The organism is Streptomyces sp. TE5632 (assembly GCF_054061295.1).
The window spans coordinates 209,499-229,218 of the sequence record NZ_JBSSEA010000002.1 but is presented as its reverse complement, the minus strand read 5'-3'; the positions used below and the strand labels follow the sequence as shown (position 1 = coordinate 229,218).

Below are 19,720 nucleotides of genomic sequence, written 5' to 3'. Positions count from 1 at the left end.
CCGATTCGGGGCACTCAGTGCTGGCTGGTGCCGTTCGGACACGGGAGGTCGAAGTGGCGGTTCGTCATCGTCTGATCAGCACGAGTCCGCAGACGGTCTGGGCCGTCCTCGCCGACGGCCGTCGCTACGCACAGTGGGTGGTGGGGACCTCGTCCTCGGAGCCGGCCCGGGGCCGGTGGCCCCAGCTCGGCGCGGCGATCCGCTATGAGGTGCGGCTGGGACCCCTCCGCCTGTCCAACGAGACGATCGTCCGACGTTGTGAGCAGGGCGAGATCCTGGAACTCGAGGCCAAGGCGGGTCCTCTCGGCACGGCGCGCATCGCCATCGAGCTGCGGCCGTGGGGAGACCAGTGCCTGGTGCTCGTGGACGAGCATCCACTGCGCGGAATCGGCGGTCGCCTGCACAACGTGGCCGTGGAGCCCCTGTTCCAGGTGCGTCACCGCGCCATGCTCGCCAGGCTGGCGAAGCTCTGCGAGGCCGAGGCCGCCGAGGAGGAGCGTCGCCGCCCCCTCGGTCAGGTCGTGTCGCCGAAGCCCGGCCGGGGAGGCGCTCGTGCCTGACGCCGTGGTGATCGGGGCCGGCCCCAACGGACTCGTGGCGGCGAACCTCCTGGCCGACGCGGGCTGGAGTGTGGAAGTGCTGGAAGAGCAGCCGGAACCCGGCGGCGCGGTACGGCACGACCGGGGCGTCGACCCGGACTTCGTCAGCGACCTCTTCAGCTCCTTCTATCCGCTCGCCGCCGCTTCCCCGGTGCTCCACGGGCTCGGTCTGGAGGACCACGGGCTGCGCTGGAGCCATGCCCCACACGTCCTGGCCCACCCGCTGAGCGACGGCAGGTGTGCGGTGCTCGACCGCCGGATCGATGTCACCGCCGACTCCCTGGAGGACTTCGCGCCGGGCGACGGAGCCGCCTGGCGGCGGCTGCACGACGCGTGGCAGAACCTTCGCCCAAGCCTCCTGAACTCCCTGTTCACCCCGTTCCCGCCGATCCGCTCCGCCGTCCGGTCCGTCGTCCGGCTGCGCGGCGCGGGCGGCCTGCGGATGGCCCGCACCCTGGTACTGCCCGTTCGCCGCCTGGGAGAGGAGGAGTTCCGGGGTGAGGGCGGCGGGCTGCTGCTGGCCGGCAACGCGCTCCACGCCGACCTGGCACCGGAGGCCGCGGGCAGCGGGGGCTTCGGCTGGCTGATGTCGATGCTCGGACAGACCTACGGCTTCCCCGTGCCGGCCGGCGGCTCCGGCGCCCTCACCGAGGCACTCTCCCGTCGGCTGGCCGCACGCGGTGGCCTGCTGCACTGCGGCCGGCGGGTCGACCGCATCGTCGTGCGCGAGGGCCGGGCGGTGGGGGTGCGCACCGCGGACGGCGAGACGATCGGCGCCGGACGGGCCGTCCTCGCGGACGTGTCCGTACCGGCTCTGTACGGCGAACTCGTCGACGCCGTGCACCTTCCCGCCCAGCTGGTGTCCGATCTGCGGCGCTTCCAGTGGGACTTCGCCACCTTCAAGGTGGACTGGGCACTCGACGGCCCGGTGCCCTGGCAGGCCGAGCAGGCCGCGGGCGCCGGCACCGTCCACCTCGCGGACGGCGTCGACGAACTGACCCGGTTCGCGGCCCAGCTCGCCATGCGCCAGGTCCCCGATCGCCCCTTCTCCCTGTTCGGGCAGATGACGACATCCGACCCCACTCGCTCTCCCCGGGGCACCGAGTCCGCGTGGGCCTACACCCATGTGCCCCACGCCGTCGCCGGCGACGCGGGCGACGAGGGACTCACCGGTACCTGGGACGCCGAGGAGCAGGAGATCATGGCCGACCGCGTCGAGCGCCAGGTCGAACGGTTCGCACCCGGGTTCCGCTCCCGGATCCGGGCCCGGCGCGTGCTCGCCCCGCCGACGCTCCAGTCCCTCGACCGGAATCTGCACGGCGGCGCCATCAACGGCGGCACCACGGCCATGCACCAGCAGCTCTTCTTCCGCCCGATGCCCGGCACCGGACGACCGGAGACGCCCGTGAAGGGACTGTATCTGGCGTCCGCGGGAGCACATCCGGGCGGCGGCGTCCACGGCGCACCGGGCGCCAACGCCGCCCGCGTGGCCCTGCGCCGGCACCTGACGCCGGGTCTGGCACGGGCGCAACGCCTGCTGGCGCGCCGAGACCGCACCGGCCGCAGGCAACCCGATCCGGGCGCCCGAGCCGACGGCGGATGACCGGAACACCGACGACCACAGGCGGAGGCGAGACGATGACCAGCCACGACGGTCCCGACCGCGCGCATCAGCGCCCCGAAGGCGTCAGCCGCATCACCGTGGAAGCCCTGGGGTCGCTGTCGAAGGCACTGGAGACCACCGAGCGAGCCCGGGGCCACCTCTACAGCTTCCACCAGCTCACCGGCACCGCCGACCTCGAACTGGACCGGGCGGTCGAACTTCTTCGCGAGGCCGGGCACCCGGAATGGGCCGAGACGGTGCGCACACAGGTCCTGGGCCGGAACGTGATTCCCGGCCACTGGACGTTCCAGATCGTCGAGGCCTACGACCACACGTACTACGAGCCGTTCAGGGAATTCGAACGCGCCGCCGTCGAGGAACTCGCCGAGGGACACGACCACCTCTACGAAGCGGAGATGAAGGAAGCTCGTCGTACCGTCGGTCATCCCGACCACATTGCCCGTCCCGACACCACCCCGGAGCCCGGGGCACGGGCGGAGGAGCGCAACCGCGCGGACCGCACCCGAGCATCCCGAAGGGAAAGGCCATGAAGGCCAACCCGCTCCACGGCCGCACCGCCGTGGTGACCGGCGCCGCGCGGGGAGTCGGAGCGGCCCTGGCCCGCGACCTGTCCCGGCGAGGGGTTCGGCTCGCCCTGCTCGGCCACGAGAAGGCGGCACTGACGGCGGTGGCGGACGGCCTGCCCACGGCGACGCTGGTCTGCGAGGTCGACATCACCGACGAGGCCGCCCTCGGCGATGCCGCCGCACTGGTGCGGACGCGTCTCGGCACACCGTCCGTCGTCGTGGCGAACGCGGGTGTCGCGGAAGGCGGTCCGTTCGCCACCTCGGACCCCGCCGACTGGCGCCGGGTCATCGACGTCAACCTGACGGGAAGTGCGGCGACCGCCCGCGCCTTCCTGCCCGATCTGCTGGCGACACGGGGCTACTACCACCAGGTCGCCTCGCTCGCCTCGATCGGAGCCGCCCCCATGATGAGCGCCTACTGCGCCTCCAAGTCCGGGGTGGAGGCCTTCGCCCACGCGCTGCGGGCCGAAGTGGCGCACCACGGCGTGGCCGTGGGCATCGGATACCTGAACTGGACCGACACCGACATGATCCGCGACGCCGACCGGTACCCCGTGCTGCGGGAACTGCGCGCCCGGATGCCGCCGCCCGCCCGGCGCGTGTACCCGGTGGACCAGGTCGCCGCCCGGCTGGCAGCGGCAGTGGAGCAGCGCAGTACGGCCGTGTACGTGCCCCGCTGGCTGCGCCTGGCTCAGGCGGCGCGTGCCGCGCTGCCGCCGGTGGTGCTGCGGGTCGCCCGCCGAGAGCTGGCCCGCCTGGAGGCCGAGGACCCGATGCGGCACACGGGTCTGCTGGGCGCCGGTGGGGAGGCCGACCGGGTGGCCGCCCGGAGGAACGGGTGACTCCTGGATCGGTCGCGACATCGGCCTCAGGGCGCGGGCGTGGCCTCCCGCACGGCGCGGTGGACGGCCCGCGCCAACCGGGCGCCCCACAGGGAGCGGGGCCCGGCGAAGGCCTGCGGCTCCTCGCCGGGGCAGGGGACGCGGGCGGCGACACACACCGCGTCGGTGGGGGTCCCGGAGCAGTCGTGACCCGCTTCCAGGAGGGCCTGCACCTTTGCCTCCGTGGCCGTGGCCACCGCGTTGACCAGGGCGGCGTCGCTGAGCGGCACCGGCACGGCGACGACGATGTTGATCGTGCCCGGAACACCTGTGCGGTCTGTGCCGCCTGTGCCGTCCGTACCCACTGCCGGAGCAGCGGCCCAGCCGCGTACCTTGATGCCCGACGTGACGACCGCCTCCGCGCCGCCGTCGTGCGCGTGGGCGTACGCCGAGACGTCTGCGGCCGTCATCAGTCCCACCCCCGGACCGCGTGCGCCCGCCCCGGAAGCGAGGGCGGCGAGGTGCCGGTCGGGGTCGGTGCGCCGATAACCGTGGGAGACCTGGGCGTTGAGGACCCAGGCCCGCTCGCCGATGCCTCCGCCCAGTACCGCGCTGCTGATCATTCGCAGGCCCGGCCCCGGAATCCACAGCAAGGCGTGCAGTCGTTCGCCGTCCTCGACACGGGTCAGGCAGCGTGGGCGCAGCAGCCCGACGGGGGTGCGGGGCGGCGGGAGGACGGCGGTCACCGGGCAGAACTCCTTGCGGGATCGGGGTCGGCCGATCGTATGCCGGACCGGCCGTCCCGGCACGCACGGGTCCCGCTCGGCCCTCCGCCGCCGCCACTGCTCCCGCCGGCCGGGCGTCGCCGTGGGCGCGTGTCGACGGGCGGGGGACACGGTCAACGGCGACGGCCGCGGAGCTTGCTCAGCAGGCGCTGCGCCTGTGCGCGGCGCCGGGGGTCGGCCGCGGCACGTCGTACCTGCTCGGTCGCGCGTTGCCCCTGGGGGCTCCTGGCGAACCGCTTGATGCGCTCCACGATGCCGGGCATGAGGGCTCCTTTCCACGGGCCTGCGCCCTTGCCGTTCTCGGCGTTCCTGTTCTCCTCGCCTACCCCCGGAGGACGGACTCAGCCCTGCGGACGCCCGTACGGGCTCACGTCTGCCTCAGCGGCTCGTACACCTCGGGGGCCACCCCGAAGGTCCAGGCCACCCCCTCCCGGGCGGTCCGCGTCGTCGGCGGCACCCGGAGCCAGTACGTGCGCCGGGTACCGTCGGGCTCCGGAGTGGAGTTGACGACCTCCACCATCACGACCGCCTCGTCGCCGACGAGTTCGACACGCCAGAGCGTGCCCGTCTCGTCCTGGTGCACGGGCTCGGCCCCGGAGTCGGTCAGATAGCGGTCGTAGCCGTAGTACTCGAGCATCACCCGGCGCAGTTCGGCGTTCTCCTCGGCCCGGATCCGCTCCGGCGTGAGGGTGCGCAGCTCCTTCAGGAAGGCACGCGGCACCGGCATGCCGCGCCAGGCGCACAGGGCGAAGCCGTCGGGGAACTCCAGCGCCGGGCCGTCGCCGTGGTCCAGCCGGCCCGCCTCGTCACGGTGCAGGGCGACCGGACGCTCGCACACCACCGCCACCTTCTCGAACGGCCACCACCAGCCGGCGCTGCGGCACACCTGGGCCAGTCCGTCGAGCGGGGACCCGGCACCGTCCAGGGCGGCCAGCCACGGCGCGTCGTGCTGCCCGAGCAGCGCGTCCAGGAGGACCAGCCGTATCGCGGTACGGGCGCCGGCGTCGTCGGCCGCGAGATCGTCGAGCACCCCGGTGCGGATCCGGTCGACCAGCGCCTGCGTGGAGTCCCAGAGCGCACCGCCGGTCGCCGACCAGTGCCGTGACCAGCCCGCCGCGCCCAACTCCTCGTGCAGGCGCCCGCGCTCGGCCGCCCAGGGTGCCGTGCGTACCGCCTCACGCACGCTCACCCCGAAGTCCGCCCCCTGCCGCACCAGCGTCACGCCCTCGCGCGGCGAACCGGCCCAGACCACCCGCTCCGGCTCCGGCAGCCCGGCACGCCGGTACGCCAGCCGGATGCCTTCCTCGGCCGCCGCCCGGTCGGCGGGCACGGCGCTCGCGGCCCACGCACGCCAGTGCCCCAGCCCGTCCGCGTGCCCGCCGCCCGCCTCGCCCGTCCCCCGCGCAAGGCCGTCGGCCCCGGCCGCCGCTCCGCTCGCCCGCTGCGTCATCGTCATCGTCAACGTCCCCTGTCCGCGCCGCTCGTACGGCCCGTACCGTCCGTACCGTTCGTGTTGTCCGTGCTGCTCGTGCTGCTCGTGCTGCTCGTACCGCTCAGTCGGCGACGAGCCGTACCGAACCGGGGACGTACTCACGCTGCCGGATCACGCGGTACCACCCCTTGGGCAGCGGGATGGCCGCGTGCTCCTCGTGCACGACCCGGCCGCCCTCGGGCAGATGCAGCAGCAGCGGTCCGAAAGGACCGGGCTCACTGACCAGTTCGCCCTTGCCGACGACCGCGTGCGCATGCCCGGTGACCTCCCCCAGAGCCAGCACGAGCCGCCCGCGGGCGTCGCGCGGTGCCCTGGGCGCGTTCGGGACGTGCGAGGGCACCGCCTCGCCCGCGACGGGCACGATCAGCACGTCTCCCTGCCGGTACATGGAACTCCCCTCCACTCCGGCGCACGGTGCTCCGGAGTCCATGCGAGGACCGTAGGGGCCACCACTGACAACGCCTCCTCGCCGGGGCCGCCGCCGGGCGCTGTCAGTCGCTGTTGGTAGAACTGCCGTACGCACCGTCGGACGGCTCCCAGCCGGGGTTTTGTGACGGCGCCGGACCTCGCACCACCCACCCGTCGGACACACGTCAGGAGCAGCCCGCATGACCATCGGTGGCCACCTCGAGAAGCTGTACGGACTTCCCGCCTTCTCCTTCCCGGGACCGTCCGAGACGACGACGGAGCTGCCCGAGCCCGACGCCGTGGCCTGGCGGGTCGCCACCGGCTCGTACGACGCCGAGGAGACGTGGAAGGCGGCCTTCGCCCGGTTCTGCGACCAGGTCGACACGACGAGGGTGCGCGCCCTGATCGTCGGCGCCTGGGAGGACGCGTACGACTCGGACCCGTCCGAGGTCATCGAGGCGCTGCTGGCCGCACACGACCGCCTGCCCGCCCTGCGGGCGCTGTTCCTCGGGGACATCACGTTCGAGGAGTGCGAGATCTCCTGGATCAACCAGACCGATGTCACCCCCCTGCTGGCCGGCTTCCCGGCCCTGGAGGAGTTCGCGGTGCGCGGCGGACAGGGGCTCCGCTTCCCCGCCCTGCGCCATGACGCACTGCGCACGCTGACCATGGAGACCGGCGGTCTCCCGGTGGACGTCGTCCGGGGCGTCGGGGCCAGCGAACTGCCCTCGCTGGAACACCTCGACCTGTGGCTCGGCACCTCGTGGTACGGCGCCGACAGCGAGGCCGCGGACCTGGAACCGATCCTGTCCGGCGCCCGGCTGCCGCGCCTGCGCCACCTCGCCCTGCGCAACAGCGAGATCCAGGACGAGGTCGCCGCCGCCGTGGCGTCCGCCCCGGTGGTCGCCCGTCTCGAGGTGCTCGACCTGTCCATGGGCACCCTCGGCGACGAGGGCGCCGTCGCCCTCCTCGGCGGCCAGCCGCTGACGCATCTCGAGAAGCTCGACCTGCACCACAACTACCTGAGCGAGCCCCTGCGGCAGCGCCTGCGCGAAATCCTCGAGCCCGCGGGTGTCGAGGTGGATCTCGACCAGGACGACGCCGACCGGGACGAGGACGACGACGGCACCGTCCACCGCTACGTGTCCGTGGGGGAGTGAGCACCGCGTGGGCCACTACCCCTCCCACCTGACGCGCTTCCACGGCCTGCCCGTGCACGTCTTCGCCGACGACGACGCCGAACGGGGCCCGCGCCTCCCCGCTCCCGACTCGGTCGCCTGGCGGCTGACGGCCGAACGGGACGAACGGGAGGTCCCGTTCGAGCAGCGGTGGAACCGGTTCCTGGGCCGGGTCCGTACCGACGAGGTCGTGGCCCTGGTCATCGGCGCCTGGTGGCAGGAGTGGGACGAGGACGGGATCGGTCCCGTCCTCGACCTGCTCACGGCCGAGGCACACCGGTTCCCCGGACTGCGGGCGGTGTTCCTCGCGGACGTCGAGTCCGAGGAGACGGAGATCTCCTGGATCAAACAGGGCGACGTCAGCCGGGTGCTGCGCGCCTGGCCCGGCCTGCGCGAGCTGGGCCTGCGCGGCTCCGAGGACCTGGTGATCGAACCGCTGCGGCACGCGGCGCTGCGCAGGCTGCGCGTCGAGTCCGGCGGCCTGGCCCCCGAGCCGGTGCGTGCCCTGGCGGCCTGCGACCTGCCCGCCCTGCACCATCTGGAGCTGTGGCTGGGCACCAGTTGGTACGGCGGTGACTGCACCGCCGCCGACGTCCAGGCACTGCTGACCGGGCTGAGCCGCAGCCCCGGGCTGCGCCACCTGGGCCTGTGCAACAGCGACATCCAGGACGAGATCGCCGCGGCGGTGGCCGCCGCGCCCGCCGTCGCGGGCCTGGCCTCCCTGGACCTGAGCATGGGCACTCTCGGCGACGAGGGAGCAACCGCGCTGCTCTCCGGCCAGCCGCTGACCCATCTGCGGGTGCTCGACCTCGGACACCACTTCATGAGCGACGAGATGACCCACCGCGTGCGCGAGGCCCTGGCACCGCACGTCCCGGACCTCGGCCTCACTCCCGCCCGGCGCGACCAGCACAGCCCGGAGAGCCGTTATGTCGCCGTCGGGGAATGACCCGGGCCCGGCCGGCCCCGCGCCGCGCTTCGCCGTCGTCGGCAACCCGGAGAACCGCAGAGTCACCCTTTTCGCCGACGCCGTCCGCGTGGCCGGACTGCCCGCACCGCGCGTCGTGCCCTGGGCAGCGGTCCTGCGCTCGGACGGAGCGCACTTCGCGGCCGACGAGATCGTCCGGCTCGACTCGCCCGGTGAGAACCCGGAAGTCGACCGGCTGCTGCGGGACGCCCAGGACCCGACGAGGGTCGAGGGCTCGGCACGCTGGTACACGCGGTTCACCCGGGCCGTGCGCGCACTGCGCGGCGGTGTCCGCCTCGACGATCCCGGCGAACTGGCCGTCCTCTTCGACAAGCGGCGCTGCCACACCACCCTCGCCGCGGCGGACGTGCCCGTACCCTGGTCGCCCACGTCGGGAGCCGCCGCGGCACCCGTCCGGGGCTGGGACGACGTCCGCGCGCTCATGCGCCGGCACCGGATGCCGAGGCTCTTCGTCAAACTCGCGCACGGATCCTCGGCCTCCGGCGTACTCGCCGTCGAGTCGTCGGCCGACGGCCGTGTCCGGGCCACCACCTCCGTCGAACTCACCCCGGACGGAGCCCTGTTCAACTCCCTGAAGGTACGCCGCTATGAACGGGAGCGGGACATCGCCGCCATCGTGGACGCGCTGGCCCCCGACGGTCTGCACCTCGAACGCTGGCTGCCCAAGGCCTCGTTGCGGGGCCGCGTCACCGACCTGCGGATCGTGGTGGTGGCCGGACGCGCGACCCACGCCGTGGTGCGCACCAGCGGCACACCGCTGACCAACCTCCACCTCGGAGGCGGCCGCGGCGATCTCGACGCGGTCCGGGACGCCGTACGGGCGGCGGGCGGGCGATGGACCGACGCCCTCGCCCTGTGCGAACGGGCGGCGGCCTGCTTCCCGCGCACCCTGTGCGTGGGCGTCGACCTGCTCCCGGCCGCCGGATGGCGCCGGTTCGCGGTCGGCGAGGTCAACGCCTTCGGCGACCTGCTGCCCCGCCTCACGGGTCTGCCGGGCAGCGGAGCGGAGGGCCTGGACACCTACGCGGCCCAGGTCGCCGCGGTCCTGCGCCGCACCGGCCCCGGACCCCTGAATCCCCCGTACTTCCCGCATGACGCGCACAACGCGCACAACGCGCACAACGCGCACAACGCGCACGACACGCACCACCGGCACCAGCACCAGCACAGAACGGGAACCACCCATGCCAGCGCCTGACATGAACGAGCCCGACATGAACGCGCCGGACATGAACGCGATCGTCGGCAGCCACGACATCCTGCTCGTGACGCTCGACACCCTCCGTTACGACGTCGCCGCCGAACTCGCCGCCGCCGGCCGCACCCCGAACCTGGCCCGCCTGCTGCCCGGCGGACGGTGGGAGGAGCGACACGCCCCGGGCAGCTTCACCTACGCCTCGCATCAGGCGATCTTCGCCGGCTTCCTGCCGACGCCCGCCACCCCCGGCCCGCACCCCCGCCTGTTCGCGGCACGCTTCGCCGGCAGCGAGACCACCGCCGACGGCACCTTCGTGTACGACACCCCGGACCTGGTGTCGGGCCTGGCGAAGGAGGGCTACCGCACGGTGTGCATCGGCGGAGTCGGCTTCTTCAACCGGCGGGGACCCCTCGGATCGGTACTGCCCGGCCTGTTCCAGGAGTCCCACTGGGAACCGGAGTTCGGGGTCACCTCACCCATGTCCTTCGAGGCCCAGGTGGCCCGCGCGGAAGAAGTCGTACGGGAACTGCCCGACGAACAGCGTCTGTTCCTCTTCGTCAACGTGGCCGCCCTGCACCAGCCCAACTGGTTCCACCTGCCCGGCGCGACCCGGGAGGACGGCGACACACGCGCGACGCACGCCGCCGCCCTCGAGTACGTCGACCGGCACATCGGCCGCCTCTTCGCCGCCGCGAGCAGCAGACGTCCCTGCTTCGCCGTCGTCTGCTCCGACCACGGCACCGCGTACGGCGACGACGGGTACACCGGCCACCGCATCGGCCACCCCTCCGTGTGGACCGTTCCCTACGCCCACTTCCTCCTGGACCACACCCCCGCCGAGGCCGCCCGATGACCACCGCCACCAACACCCACCCCCGTACCGACGGCACGCTCCCGGCGAGCCCGTACCAGAGCTACGTCTACGCCTACCCGCACAAGACCGCCTACCGCAGGCTCCCCGACCGTCCGCGGTTGAGCACCCTGTGGGCCGCCGAACCCAAGGACGCCCTCTCCCTCTACCTGCACATCCCGTTCTGCGAGGTCCGCTGCGGTTTCTGCAACCTGTTCACCCGCATCGGCGCCCCGGACGGCCTGACCGGTGCCTATCTGGACGCCCTGGACCGGCAGGCGACCGCCGTGCGGGAGGCCCTCGGAGAGCGGGACGGCGTGCGGTTCGCCACGGCGGCCTTCGGCGGCGGCACCCCCACCTTCCTCACCGCCGCCGAACTCCAGCGGCTGTGCGACATCGCCGAACACCGGATGGGCGCCGACCTGCGTGCCGTCCCCCTGTCGGTGGAGGCCTCACCCGCCACGGCCACCGCCGACCGGCTGGAGGTCCTGGCCGCGCGCGGCACCACCCGTCTGAGCCTCGGCGTCCAGAGCTTCGACGACAGCGAGGCCCGCGCCGCGGTACGGCCACAGCGCCGCGCCGACGTCGAAGCGGCCCTCGGCCGCATCCGCGACGCCCGCATCCCCGTCCTCAACATCGACCTGATCTACGGCATCGACGGCCAGACCGAGCGGACCTGGCTGCGCTCCCTGGACGCGGCCCTGGCCTGGAATCCCGAGGAGCTCTACCTCTACCCGCTCTACATACGCCCCCTGACCGGCCTGGGCCGCCGTGCCGAGGGAGCCGACCCGGCCTGGGACGAGCAGCGGCTGCGCCTCTACCGCCTGGGCCGTGACCATCTCCTCGCCCACGGCTACACCCAGCACTCCATGCGCATGTTCCGCCGTGCCGACGCCCCGCCGCAGGGCGCCGACGACTACGCCTGCCAGACCGACGGCATGATCGGTCTCGGCTGCGGCGCCCGCTCCTACACCGCCGGCCTGCACTACTCCTTCGACTACGCCGTCGGCATGCACGAGATCCGCGGCATCATCGACGACTACGTCTCCCGCCCGGCCACCGACCTGGCCCGCGCCGAGTACGGCAGGCGCATCGACACCGACGAGGCCCGCCGGCGTCACCTCATCCAGTCACTGCTCCAGGCGGACGGCCTGCACACCGCCGACTACCGGGCCCGGTTCGGCACCACGCCCCAGGACGACTTCGGCACCGAACTGTCCCGGCTCGCCGACCGCGGCTGGCTGACGGACGACGACCCACGCACCCCGGTGCTGCGCCTGACCCCGGGAGGGCTGGCCCACTCCGACGCCATCGGCCCGGAGCTGTTCTCCCCGGCCGTACGGGCCGCCATGGCCGCCTACGAACGGAAGTGAGACCCCGCCCATGGACTTGACCGTGCTCTACCGGGGCCCGCTCGCCTCGTGCGACTACGACTGCCCGTACTGCCCCTTCGCCAAGCGCCGTGACAGCCGGGAGCAACTGCGTGCCGACCGCGCCGCCCTGGAGCGGTTCACCCACTGGGCCACCGCGCAGACCGGCGACCGCCTCTCCCTCCTCTTCACCCCCTGGGGAGAGGGCCTGGTCCGCTCCTGGTACCGGCGCGCCCTGACGGAACTCTCCCACCGGCCGCACATCCGCCGGGTCGCCATCCAGACCAACCTCAGCTGCCGCACCGACTGGCTCGCCGACGCCGACCTCGCCACCCTCGCCCTGTGGTGCACCTACCACCCGGGGCAGACGCCGTACGACCGCTTCCTGGCCAAGTGCCACCGACTGGCCCGCCTCGGCGTCCGGTTCAGCGTCGGCATCGTCGGCCTGCCCGAGCACCTGGAACCCGCCCGGCGGTTGCGCGCCGAACTCCCGGAACAGGTGTACCTCTGGGTCAACGCCGCCGAGGGCCGCACGTACGACGACGCCGAGGCGGAGGTGTGGACGGCACTGGATCCGCTGTTCGGCTACAGCCGCCGCCCCCACGCCAGCGCGGGCCGGTCCTGCCGCACCGGGGAGTCGGTGATCTCCGTCGACGGCGAGGGCACGGTCCGCCGCTGTCACTTCGTCCGCACCGAGCTCGGCAACCTCTACGACGACACCTACCGGCAGGCACTGAGCCCCCGGGCCTGTCCCCTCACCAGCTGCGACTGCCACATCGGCTACGTCCACCTGGAGACACTGCCGCTCTACGACGTGTTCGCGGGCGGTGTCCTGGAACGCATCCCGGCGTCGCCCGCGCAGACCGGTCCGGGCGACCGGGCGGGTTTGCCGCGGGACTCAGCGGCAAGTCGGTTTCCATGAGTGAACAGAACAAGAGCCCGAATCAGAAGACCACCTCCACCCGGACCGCCGCGTCCAAGGCACGGAACGCCACGGAGAAGGCGACCGCCCCTGCCGAGCGGGCGGCCTCCGGCGCCGTCGGCAAGGCCGGTGACGCGGCGTCAGCGGCCAAGTCGGGCGCGGAGCGCGCGGCCGAAGCGGCGAACGGCGCCGTGCAGAGCGCGGCCAGGGGAGTCGAGGCGGGCCGCAGGGCGGTCGTCGCCACCTCCGGTCAGGTCGCCGCCACCGCGGTGACCGCCTGGACGGTCCTGTCGAACCGCAAGCTCGTCGCCGCCGGTGTCGGCGCCGGCCTGACCGTACTGAGCGCCGCTTCCTACGCGGTGGGCCGCCGTGTGGAACGCCACACCCAGGGGCCTCTCACGCGGATGACCGGCGGACGCATCTGACCCGGGGCGGTGCCCGGGCGGGCGGTTCCACTCGCGTGGTGCGGCCCCGAAGAGGAAGGATGTGTCCACAAGCGCACATTCAACCCCTGCCAAGGAGTGGGCACATGCAGAACGAGAGAGCGGGCGGTCCGGCCGGCCCCGAGGATCTCGTCGACGTCGCTCGGCTGGTCACGGCGTACTTCGCCGTGCGCCCGGACCCGGAGGAGGCCGGGCAGCGCGTCGCGTTCGGGACGTCCGGGCACCGCGGCTCGTCCCTGGCGGGCGCGTTCAACGAGGACCACATCGCCGCGACCAGCCAGGCCATCTGCGAGTACCGTGCGGGGCAGGGCACCGACGGCCCGCTCTTCCTGGGCGCCGACACCCACGCGCTCTCCGAGCCGGCCAGGGTCACCGCCCTGGAGGTGTTCGCGGCCAACGGCGTCACCGTGCTCATCGACAGCGCCGACGGATACACGCCGACCCCCGCGGTCTCGCACGCGATCCTCACCCACAACCGGGGCCGCACCGCGGGCCTCGCCGACGGCGTCGTCGTCACCCCGTCCCACAACCCGCCCGCCGACGGCGGTTTCAAGTACAACCCGCCCAGCGGCGGCCCCGCCGGCTCCGAGGCGACCACCTGGATCCAGGACCGGGCGAACGCCCTGATCGGCGGCGGCCTGAAGGACGTCCGGCGCATCCCCTACGCCCGTGCCCTGGCCGCCCCCGGTACCGGTCGCCACGACTTCCTGGGTACGTACGTCGCCGATCTGCCCAGCGTGCTGGACCTGGACGCGATCCGGGCGGCCGGCGTCCGGATCGGCGCCGACCCGCTGGGCGGGGCGTCCGTCGCCTACTGGGGCCGCATCGCAGAACAGCACGGCCTGGACCTCACCGTGGTCAACCCGCTCACCGATCCCACCTGGCGGTTCATGACCCTGGACTGGGACGGCAGGATCCGCATGGACTGCTCCTCGCCGCACGCCATGGCCTCCCTCATCGCGCAGCGGGACCGCTTCGACATCGCGACCGGCAACGACGCGGACGCCGACCGGCACGGCATCGTCACCCCGGACGCCGGCCTGATGAACCCCAACCACTACCTCGCCACCGCCATCCACTACCTCTACGCACACCGCGAGCAGTGGCCGTCCGGGGCCGGTGTGGGCAAGACGCTGGTGTCGTCCGCGATGATCGACCGCGTCGCCGCCGACCTGAAGCGCGAACTGGTCGAGGTGCCCGTCGGCTTCAAGTGGTTCGTCGACGGACTGGCGGACGGCACCCTCGGCTTCGGCGGGGAGGAGTCAGCCGGAGCCTCCTTCCTGCGCCGCGACGGTTCGGTGTGGACCACCGACAAGGACGGCATCCTCCTCGCGCTGCTCGCCTCCGAGATCACGGCGGTCACCGGAAAGACCCCCTCCGAGCACTACGCCGCTCTCACCGCGCGCTTCGGCGAGCCCGCCTACGAGCGGATCGACGCCCCGGCGACCAGGGAGGAGAAGGCCCGTCTGGCGAAGCTCTCCCCGGCACAGGTCACCGCCGACACCCTCGCCGGGGAGACGGTCACCGCGGTGCTCACCGAGGCCCCCGGCAACGGCGCGTCCATCGGAGGGATCAAGGTGACCACGGCCAACGCCTGGTTCGCGGCCCGCCCTTCGGGCACCGAGGACGTGTACAAGATCTACGCCGAGTCCTTCCAGGGCCCCGACCACCTCCGCCGGGTGCAGGAGGAGGCCAGGACGGTGGTCCTGTCGGCGCTGGGCGGCTGAGCGGTTCCGCGTGGCCGGCCCCTCGTGCCGAGGAGCCGGCCACGCGTCAGCCCGCTTGGACCGCCGACGTGGTCGGGGAGGGAGAGGCGATTCCGGTCGGCGGCGACGTCGCCGTGGGCAGCTCCGCGGGGAGGTCCTCCGACTGCTGCAGCACGGTGTCGCCAGGCCCCTGGCGCGGTGTGCCCGCTCCGGGGGACAGCAGGGACCAGGCGCCCACGGCCACCGCGATCGCGGCGGCCGTGCCGATCACCCGGCAGACCCGGCGCACTCTGGCCCTGCCGTCCAGATTCCGCCACGACGGCCCCTCCCACGGGTCCTCGGGGTGCCACAGGTCACCGACGAAGGCCGTGGTGTCGTCCGCCTGTCGCTCCGCGTCGCAGCGGGCGGCGGCGCGCGCGGGCTGCGGCTGCCACCCCGCCGCCCGCTGCGACGCGGAGGGCTCGACGGGGGCGGAGGCGCGAATGGCACGCTCGTTGTCCGTGAGGAACCGCTGCCAGACCTCGTCCGGCGGGGACGGGGTGCCGTCCCCGCCCTCCGGCGTCTCGCCGTTCTCCGGTCGCTGCGCGGTCACGTCCGTTCGTTCCTCTCCGGTGCGGGAGCCCGCCGACGACACCACAGCCGACTCGCACCAGGACCCCGGCAGGATCATTGCACAGTACAAAATCCGAAGACCAGGGGCCCGACGGCCGACGTTTTCGCACTTTCCTTCCTCCCTTCGCCCCACCGGACGCACACGTCGCACCCGTGACGCGAGCCGCCTCCGGCAGGCTTCGGACGCGGTGGGGCCCGATGGGACAAAGGTCCGGTGCGAGGGCCGGGACGGACCCGTGACCCTTGCATGGTCTGAAGGCGGGGGAGGGGGCGTCCACGGAGGGAACTGACGGTTCTCGAGCGCCTCGGCACCGCTGGAGCGGCTCATGACCGATGAGAAGCCGCCATCGCCCCAGACGGCCCTGCTCCGGACGCCGATCGTGGTGAGGGCGGTGATCGCGTTCGTGGACAGGGCGGTCGGACCGGGTGTGGGCATGCTGCCCCTCGTGTCACGGGGCCCCGCCTTCGCCGGACTCGTCGGTGGCCGGCGCCGTACCGCGGTGATCGGCGTCACGGCCCTGCTGCTGGGCGGGGGGCCGGGCCCGTGCAACGGACTGTTCGCGGAGCGCCGCGGGTACACCGCCACGGCGTCCGTGGCCGGAGTCACCGGCGTCGGCGTCGCGGCCTCGGTGATGCGTTCCCGCCGGGAGGCGGAACCGGCCAGTGCGCGGTTGATCGCGGAGGTCGCGCAGCGGGTGCTGCTGCGGCCGGTGCCGCTGACGGCGGGCCCGCTCCGGGCGGCGGTGTCCCGCACGTCCGCGGTCGCGGAGGCCCGCATCGGCGGAGATCTGTACGGGGTGGTGGCCTCACCGCACGGGGTCCGGGTGATCGTGGCCGATGTCCAGGGCAAGGGTCTCGCCGCGGTGGAGACGGCCGCCGTGGTGCTCGGCGCCTTTCGGGAGGCCGCCCATGACGAGACGGACCTGACCGGGCCCGGCGAACGGGTGGAACGCAGCGTGGCCCGGGAACCGGAGGGCGAGCGGCTCGTCACCACGATCCTCGCCGAGATCGGCGCCGGCCAGGACCTCGTCCTCCTGAACTACGGTCACCCCGCCCCCCTTCTCGTACGGCGCGACGGCAGCGCCGACTTCCCCGAGCCGCCGTCATACGCCCTGCCGTTGGGCCTGTCCGCGCACGGCACCGACGGACCGGAACCCTTCCACCTGGAGTTCGCGCCCGGTGATCAGTCGCTGCTCCACACCGAAGACGTCACCGAGGCCCGCGACCAGGACGGCCGTTTCCATCCACTGGGCGAGCGAACGCATCTGCTCAAGGGGCCCGACACGCACCGGGCCCTGGAGGCACTGCGCGAGGATCTGGTCCAGCACGCCGGCGGGCCGCCGGACGACGACGCGGCGATGCTCCTACTGCGCTGCCACCGGCACGGGTGTGGCGTTCCACCCGCGTGAAGCGCGCGAGCGGGCGGACGGCCTCGCGACCGCTCATGGCGGTCTGTGCGGACCGGATCGCCGCGCCGTCCTCCTGACGCGTCAAATATGCATGTTAGGTTCCTATTTGAGAGATCCCCCGCGCACAGGACGGTGAGACCCGATGACGGCAGACGGCGGCGACGACGCCACCGAGCACGACGGCGACCTCCCACTGCCGCGGACGCTGTGCGACACGGCGGCGCTGGCGGCGCTCGAGGACGCGCCGGCCGGCGCCCTGTGGCGGCTCGCGGAGCCGGGACGGCAGCTCGACGCCAATGTCGTACGCATCCCGCCCGGCCGGCGGGTCGACACCCACCGCGAGCCCGAACTCGACGTCCTCCTGCTCGTCCTGGCGGGCGAGGGCTCGCTGACCGCGCCCGACGGCACGCAGTCCCTGCGCGCGGGCACCCTGATCTGGCTGCCGCACGGCTCCACGCGGAGCCTCGCCGCCGGCGACGCGGGACTGACCTATCTGACCGTGCACCGGCGCCGCCCCGGCCTGCGGATCACGTCACCGGGCGCCACGAGTCCTTCGGACGGTTCTTCCCGGCAGCGGTGATGAGGTGAAACCGGCACCAAGAAAGTAATAACAACAGACAACTTCTGGGCACTTCCGGCGGTCTAGTCCGCCATGAAGATCTCTTTCCTGATCCACAACGCTTACGGGATCGGAGGCACGATCACCACCACGTTCAACCTCGCGGCGGCACTGGCCGAGCGTCACGACGTGGAGATCGTCTCCGTGTTACGGCACCGGGAGCACCCCCACCTCACCCCGCACCCCGCAGTGAGGCTGCGGGCCCTGGTGGATCTCAGGCGGGAACGGGACGATCCCCGGTACCGCAGACCGGCGAAGGTGTTCCCCTCGGCCGAGTACCGCTACCACCAGTACAGCGAGTTGACCGACCAGCGGATCGCCGAGTGCCTGGAGGACATCGACGCCGACGTGGTCATCGGGACCCGGCCGGGACTCAATGTGCACCTCGCGCTCCAGGCCCCGCGGCACGTCGTACGCATCGGTCAGGAACACCTCACCCTCGACAACCACCCGCCGAAACTGCGCACCGCCCTGCGCCGCGCCTACCGGCGGCTCGACGTGCTCACCACCGTCACGGAGGCGGACGCCGACACCTACCGGCGCAAGATGCGGCTGCCCGGGGTACGGGTGGAGGCCCTCCCGAACAGCGTCCCCGACCCCGGGCTGCCCGCCGCGGACGGCACCGCCAAGCTGGTGATCGCGGCCGGCCGGCTGGTCCCCGTGAAGCGGTACGACCTGATCATCGAGGCGTTCGCCCGGATCGCGGCCGAGTACCCGGACTGGCAGCTGCGCATCTACGGAAAGGGCGAGGAGCAGGCCGGGCTGCGGCGCCTGATCGAGTCGCTCGGCCTGTGGAACAACGTTTTCCTCATGGGCGCGGCGACCTCCATGGAGGCGGAGTGGGTCAAGGGCTCGATCGGCGTGGCCGCGTCCGACTCCGAGTCGTTCGGCATGACGATCGTCGAGGCGATGCGGTGCGGACTGCCCGTCGTCAGCACCGACTGCCCCTACGGGCCAGGTGAGATCATCAAGGACGGAGTCGACGGCAGACTGGTGCCGGTCGGGGACGCCACCGCCCTCGGCGCGGCCCTGCTGGACCTGGTCCGCGACGACGAACTGCGCCGCCGCATGGGCAGGGCGGCCCTCGACAACGCCCGCCGTTACGCACCCGGCCCCGTGGTGGCGCAGGCGGAACGCCTGGCCCGGGAAGCCGTGGTGGCCCGAAGCGCCGGACAGCGCCTCGCACCGGAGGACGACCGCAGACACCGGGCCCTGGCCGGCCGGGGCCACGCCGCCGCCGACCTCGCCCGTGCCGCCGCGTCCGACGCGCTGCGCACCCTTCGGAAGGGACACCGATGAGCACCCGGCGGGACACGGACGACCTGCGCGCCCACTGCACCGTCGACACCGACGGCCGGATCACCTTCCGCCTCCGGCTCCGATCGTCCGGCCGCCCTCGACTGGCACTGGTACCACGGCCGAAGAAGAACCGGCCGGAGCGGCCGGCGCACCTCCTCGACCTCGAACCCCACGGCGACGACGGAGACGTCCGGGCGGTGCTCGCACCGCGACCGGAACTCACGGAGGGCCGCTGGGACGCGTATCTGCTGAGGGAGCCGGACGCCGGACGGGAACGGCTGCGCCCCGGTCTGCGGGACCTGCGCGCGCTCGCCCAGGGAACACTTCGGGTCGGGCCGTCCCCGGTGGCGGTCCGGGTGCCCTATGCCACGAAGGACGGCTTTCTCGCGGTCCGGGCCTGGCTGCGTACCGCACACGCGGAGGCCGGTCGGCTCGACATCACCGACGGTGCGATGACGGTCCGTGTGCGCCTGTACGGCGTCGAACTCGCCGACGGCGCCGAGGTGTTGCTCCGGCTACGGGGCGACAGGACCACCGCGCGCGGCTACCGGCCGCGGGCCGAGGGCAACACGTTCGACTTCTCCGTGCCCTTCGCGGAATTGGCGGCCGCGGCAGCCGGCAACCAGGTCTGGGACGCCTTCCTGCGGCCCGCCGCCGACGCCCCGTTGGTCCGGATCGGCCGGCTCCTCGACGACATGGCCGACCGCAAGACGGTGTGCGTGTACCCGCAGTCCGCGGTCGGCGGAGCCGTCCTGCGTCCCTACTACACCGTCGACAACGACCTCGCCGTCGAGGTGACCGCGACGGACCGACCGCGGTGACCGAGCGATC

Annotated in this window: 21 protein-coding genes; 16 read left to right on the top strand and 5 right to left on the bottom strand. The window is 73.1% G+C overall.

Going from position 1 to position 19,720, the window contains the following annotated elements; translation table 11 throughout:
• Nucleotides 1-53: 53 nt before the first annotated feature.
• The 4 genes from ACVW19_RS03055 to ACVW19_RS03040 are packed head-to-tail and all read left to right on the top strand — an operon-like array spanning nucleotide 54 to nucleotide 3,631.
• On the top strand, nucleotides 54-560 hold the full coding sequence (locus tag ACVW19_RS03055; protein WP_457456318.1) for an SRPBCC family protein: 507 nt from the start codon (nucleotides 54-56) through the stop codon (nucleotides 558-560).
• Nucleotides 553-2,202, top strand: coding sequence for a phytoene desaturase family protein (locus ACVW19_RS03050; RefSeq protein WP_457456316.1), 1,650 nt, complete (start codon nucleotides 553-555; stop codon nucleotides 2,200-2,202). Before ACVW19_RS03055 ends, ACVW19_RS03050 begins: the two co-directional genes overlap by 8 nt.
• A gap of 35 nt (nucleotides 2,203-2,237) precedes the next feature.
• Nucleotides 2,238-2,753 (top strand): hypothetical protein, encoded by a 516-nt coding sequence (locus ACVW19_RS03045; protein WP_457456314.1) that lies wholly within the window; start codon nucleotides 2,238-2,240, stop codon nucleotides 2,751-2,753.
• Nucleotides 2,750-3,631: an SDR family oxidoreductase gene (locus ACVW19_RS03040; RefSeq protein WP_457456312.1), complete on the top strand. Its 882-nt coding sequence runs from the start codon at nucleotides 2,750-2,752 to the stop codon at nucleotides 3,629-3,631. Before ACVW19_RS03045 ends, ACVW19_RS03040 begins: the two co-directional genes overlap by 4 nt.
• A 26-nt stretch (nucleotides 3,632-3,657) precedes the next feature.
• Here the strand turns inward: ACVW19_RS03040 and ACVW19_RS03035 are convergent, their stop codons facing one another.
• The 4 genes from ACVW19_RS03035 to ACVW19_RS03020 form a co-directional block, all read right to left on the bottom strand.
• Nucleotides 3,658-4,356, bottom strand: coding sequence for an adenosylcobinamide amidohydrolase (locus tag ACVW19_RS03035; protein ID WP_457456310.1), 699 nt, complete (start codon nucleotides 4,354-4,356; stop codon nucleotides 3,658-3,660).
• Between the two features lie 152 nt (nucleotides 4,357-4,508).
• Nucleotides 4,509-4,658, bottom strand: a complete 150-nt coding sequence (locus tag ACVW19_RS03030; protein WP_457456308.1) for a hypothetical protein — start codon at nucleotides 4,656-4,658, stop codon at nucleotides 4,509-4,511.
• A 104-nt stretch (nucleotides 4,659-4,762) separates the two neighbouring features.
• Complete coding sequence (locus tag ACVW19_RS03025) at nucleotides 4,763-5,851, bottom strand: DUF6745 domain-containing protein (protein WP_457456306.1); 1,089 nt, start codon at nucleotides 5,849-5,851, stop codon at nucleotides 4,763-4,765.
• A 97-nt stretch (nucleotides 5,852-5,948) separates the two neighbouring features.
• On the bottom strand, nucleotides 5,949-6,275 hold the full coding sequence (locus tag ACVW19_RS03020; RefSeq protein ID WP_457456950.1) for a hypothetical protein: 327 nt from the start codon (nucleotides 6,273-6,275) through the stop codon (nucleotides 5,949-5,951).
• Between the two features lie 220 nt (nucleotides 6,276-6,495).
• On the opposite strand from ACVW19_RS03020, the gene ACVW19_RS03015 reads away from it, so the two are divergent.
• The 8 genes from ACVW19_RS03015 to pgm all read left to right on the top strand — a co-directional run bounded on the left by ACVW19_RS03015 (nucleotide 6,496) and on the right by pgm (nucleotide 14,971).
• On the top strand, nucleotides 6,496-7,455 hold the full coding sequence (locus ACVW19_RS03015) for an STM4015 family protein (protein ID WP_457456304.1): 960 nt from the start codon (nucleotides 6,496-6,498) through the stop codon (nucleotides 7,453-7,455).
• 7 nt (nucleotides 7,456-7,462) lie between these two features.
• Nucleotides 7,463-8,422 carry an STM4015 family protein gene (locus ACVW19_RS03010; RefSeq protein ID WP_457456302.1) on the top strand — a complete coding sequence of 320 codons (960 nt, stop codon included), beginning with the start codon at nucleotides 7,463-7,465 and terminating at the stop codon, nucleotides 8,420-8,422.
• Nucleotides 8,403-9,659: an STM4014 family protein gene (locus ACVW19_RS03005; RefSeq protein WP_457456301.1), complete on the top strand. Its 1,257-nt coding sequence runs from the start codon at nucleotides 8,403-8,405 to the stop codon at nucleotides 9,657-9,659. The genes ACVW19_RS03010 and ACVW19_RS03005 overlap by 20 nt, the downstream gene beginning before the upstream one ends.
• A 31-nt stretch (nucleotides 9,660-9,690) precedes the next feature.
• The gene (locus tag ACVW19_RS03000) at nucleotides 9,691-10,512 is read left to right on the top strand and encodes an STM4013/SEN3800 family hydrolase (RefSeq protein ID WP_457456948.1); all 822 of its coding nucleotides are present in this window, start codon (nucleotides 9,691-9,693) and stop codon (nucleotides 10,510-10,512) included.
• A complete protein-coding gene (locus tag ACVW19_RS02995; protein WP_457456299.1) occupies nucleotides 10,509-11,882 on the top strand; it encodes an STM4012 family radical SAM protein in 1,374 nt (457 codons plus the stop codon). Before ACVW19_RS03000 ends, ACVW19_RS02995 begins: the two co-directional genes overlap by 4 nt.
• Nucleotides 11,883-11,892: 10 nt before the next feature.
• Entirely contained in the window at nucleotides 11,893-12,801 is a 909-nt protein-coding gene (locus tag ACVW19_RS02990) for an STM4011 family radical SAM protein (protein ID WP_457456297.1), read from the top strand.
• On the top strand, nucleotides 12,798-13,226 hold the full coding sequence (locus ACVW19_RS02985) for a hypothetical protein (protein ID WP_457456295.1): 429 nt from the start codon (nucleotides 12,798-12,800) through the stop codon (nucleotides 13,224-13,226). The genes ACVW19_RS02990 and ACVW19_RS02985 overlap by 4 nt, the downstream gene beginning before the upstream one ends.
• Nucleotides 13,227-13,330: 104 nt before the next feature.
• Nucleotides 13,331-14,971 carry a phosphoglucomutase (alpha-D-glucose-1,6-bisphosphate-dependent) gene (gene pgm, locus ACVW19_RS02980; protein ID WP_457456293.1) on the top strand — a complete coding sequence of 547 codons (1,641 nt, stop codon included), beginning with the start codon at nucleotides 13,331-13,333 and terminating at the stop codon, nucleotides 14,969-14,971.
• Nucleotides 14,972-15,017: 46 nt separating this feature from the next.
• Here pgm and ACVW19_RS02975 read toward each other — a convergent pair whose 3' ends face one another.
• Nucleotides 15,018-15,542, bottom strand: coding sequence for a hypothetical protein (locus tag ACVW19_RS02975; protein WP_457456291.1), 525 nt, complete (start codon nucleotides 15,540-15,542; stop codon nucleotides 15,018-15,020).
• Nucleotides 15,543-15,888: 346 nt separating this feature from the next.
• Here ACVW19_RS02975 and ACVW19_RS02970 point away from each other — a divergent pair, with 346 nt between their 5' ends.
• The 4 genes from ACVW19_RS02970 (at nucleotide 15,889) to ACVW19_RS02955 (ending at nucleotide 19,710) form a co-directional block, all read left to right on the top strand.
• Nucleotides 15,889-16,971 carry a PP2C family protein-serine/threonine phosphatase gene (locus ACVW19_RS02970; protein ID WP_457456289.1) on the top strand — a complete coding sequence of 361 codons (1,083 nt, stop codon included), beginning with the start codon at nucleotides 15,889-15,891 and terminating at the stop codon, nucleotides 16,969-16,971.
• Between the two features lie 142 nt (nucleotides 16,972-17,113).
• On the top strand, nucleotides 17,114-17,551 hold the full coding sequence (locus ACVW19_RS02965; protein ID WP_457456287.1) for a cupin domain-containing protein: 438 nt from the start codon (nucleotides 17,114-17,116) through the stop codon (nucleotides 17,549-17,551).
• Nucleotides 17,552-17,623: 72 nt separating this feature from the next.
• Entirely contained in the window at nucleotides 17,624-18,889 is a 1,266-nt protein-coding gene (locus ACVW19_RS02960; RefSeq protein WP_457456285.1) for a glycosyltransferase family 4 protein, read from the top strand.
• Nucleotides 18,886-19,710: a transferase gene (locus ACVW19_RS02955; protein ID WP_457456284.1), complete on the top strand. Its 825-nt coding sequence runs from the start codon at nucleotides 18,886-18,888 to the stop codon at nucleotides 19,708-19,710. Before ACVW19_RS02960 ends, ACVW19_RS02955 begins: the two co-directional genes overlap by 4 nt.
• The last annotated feature ends 10 nt before the right edge of the window (nucleotides 19,711-19,720 follow it).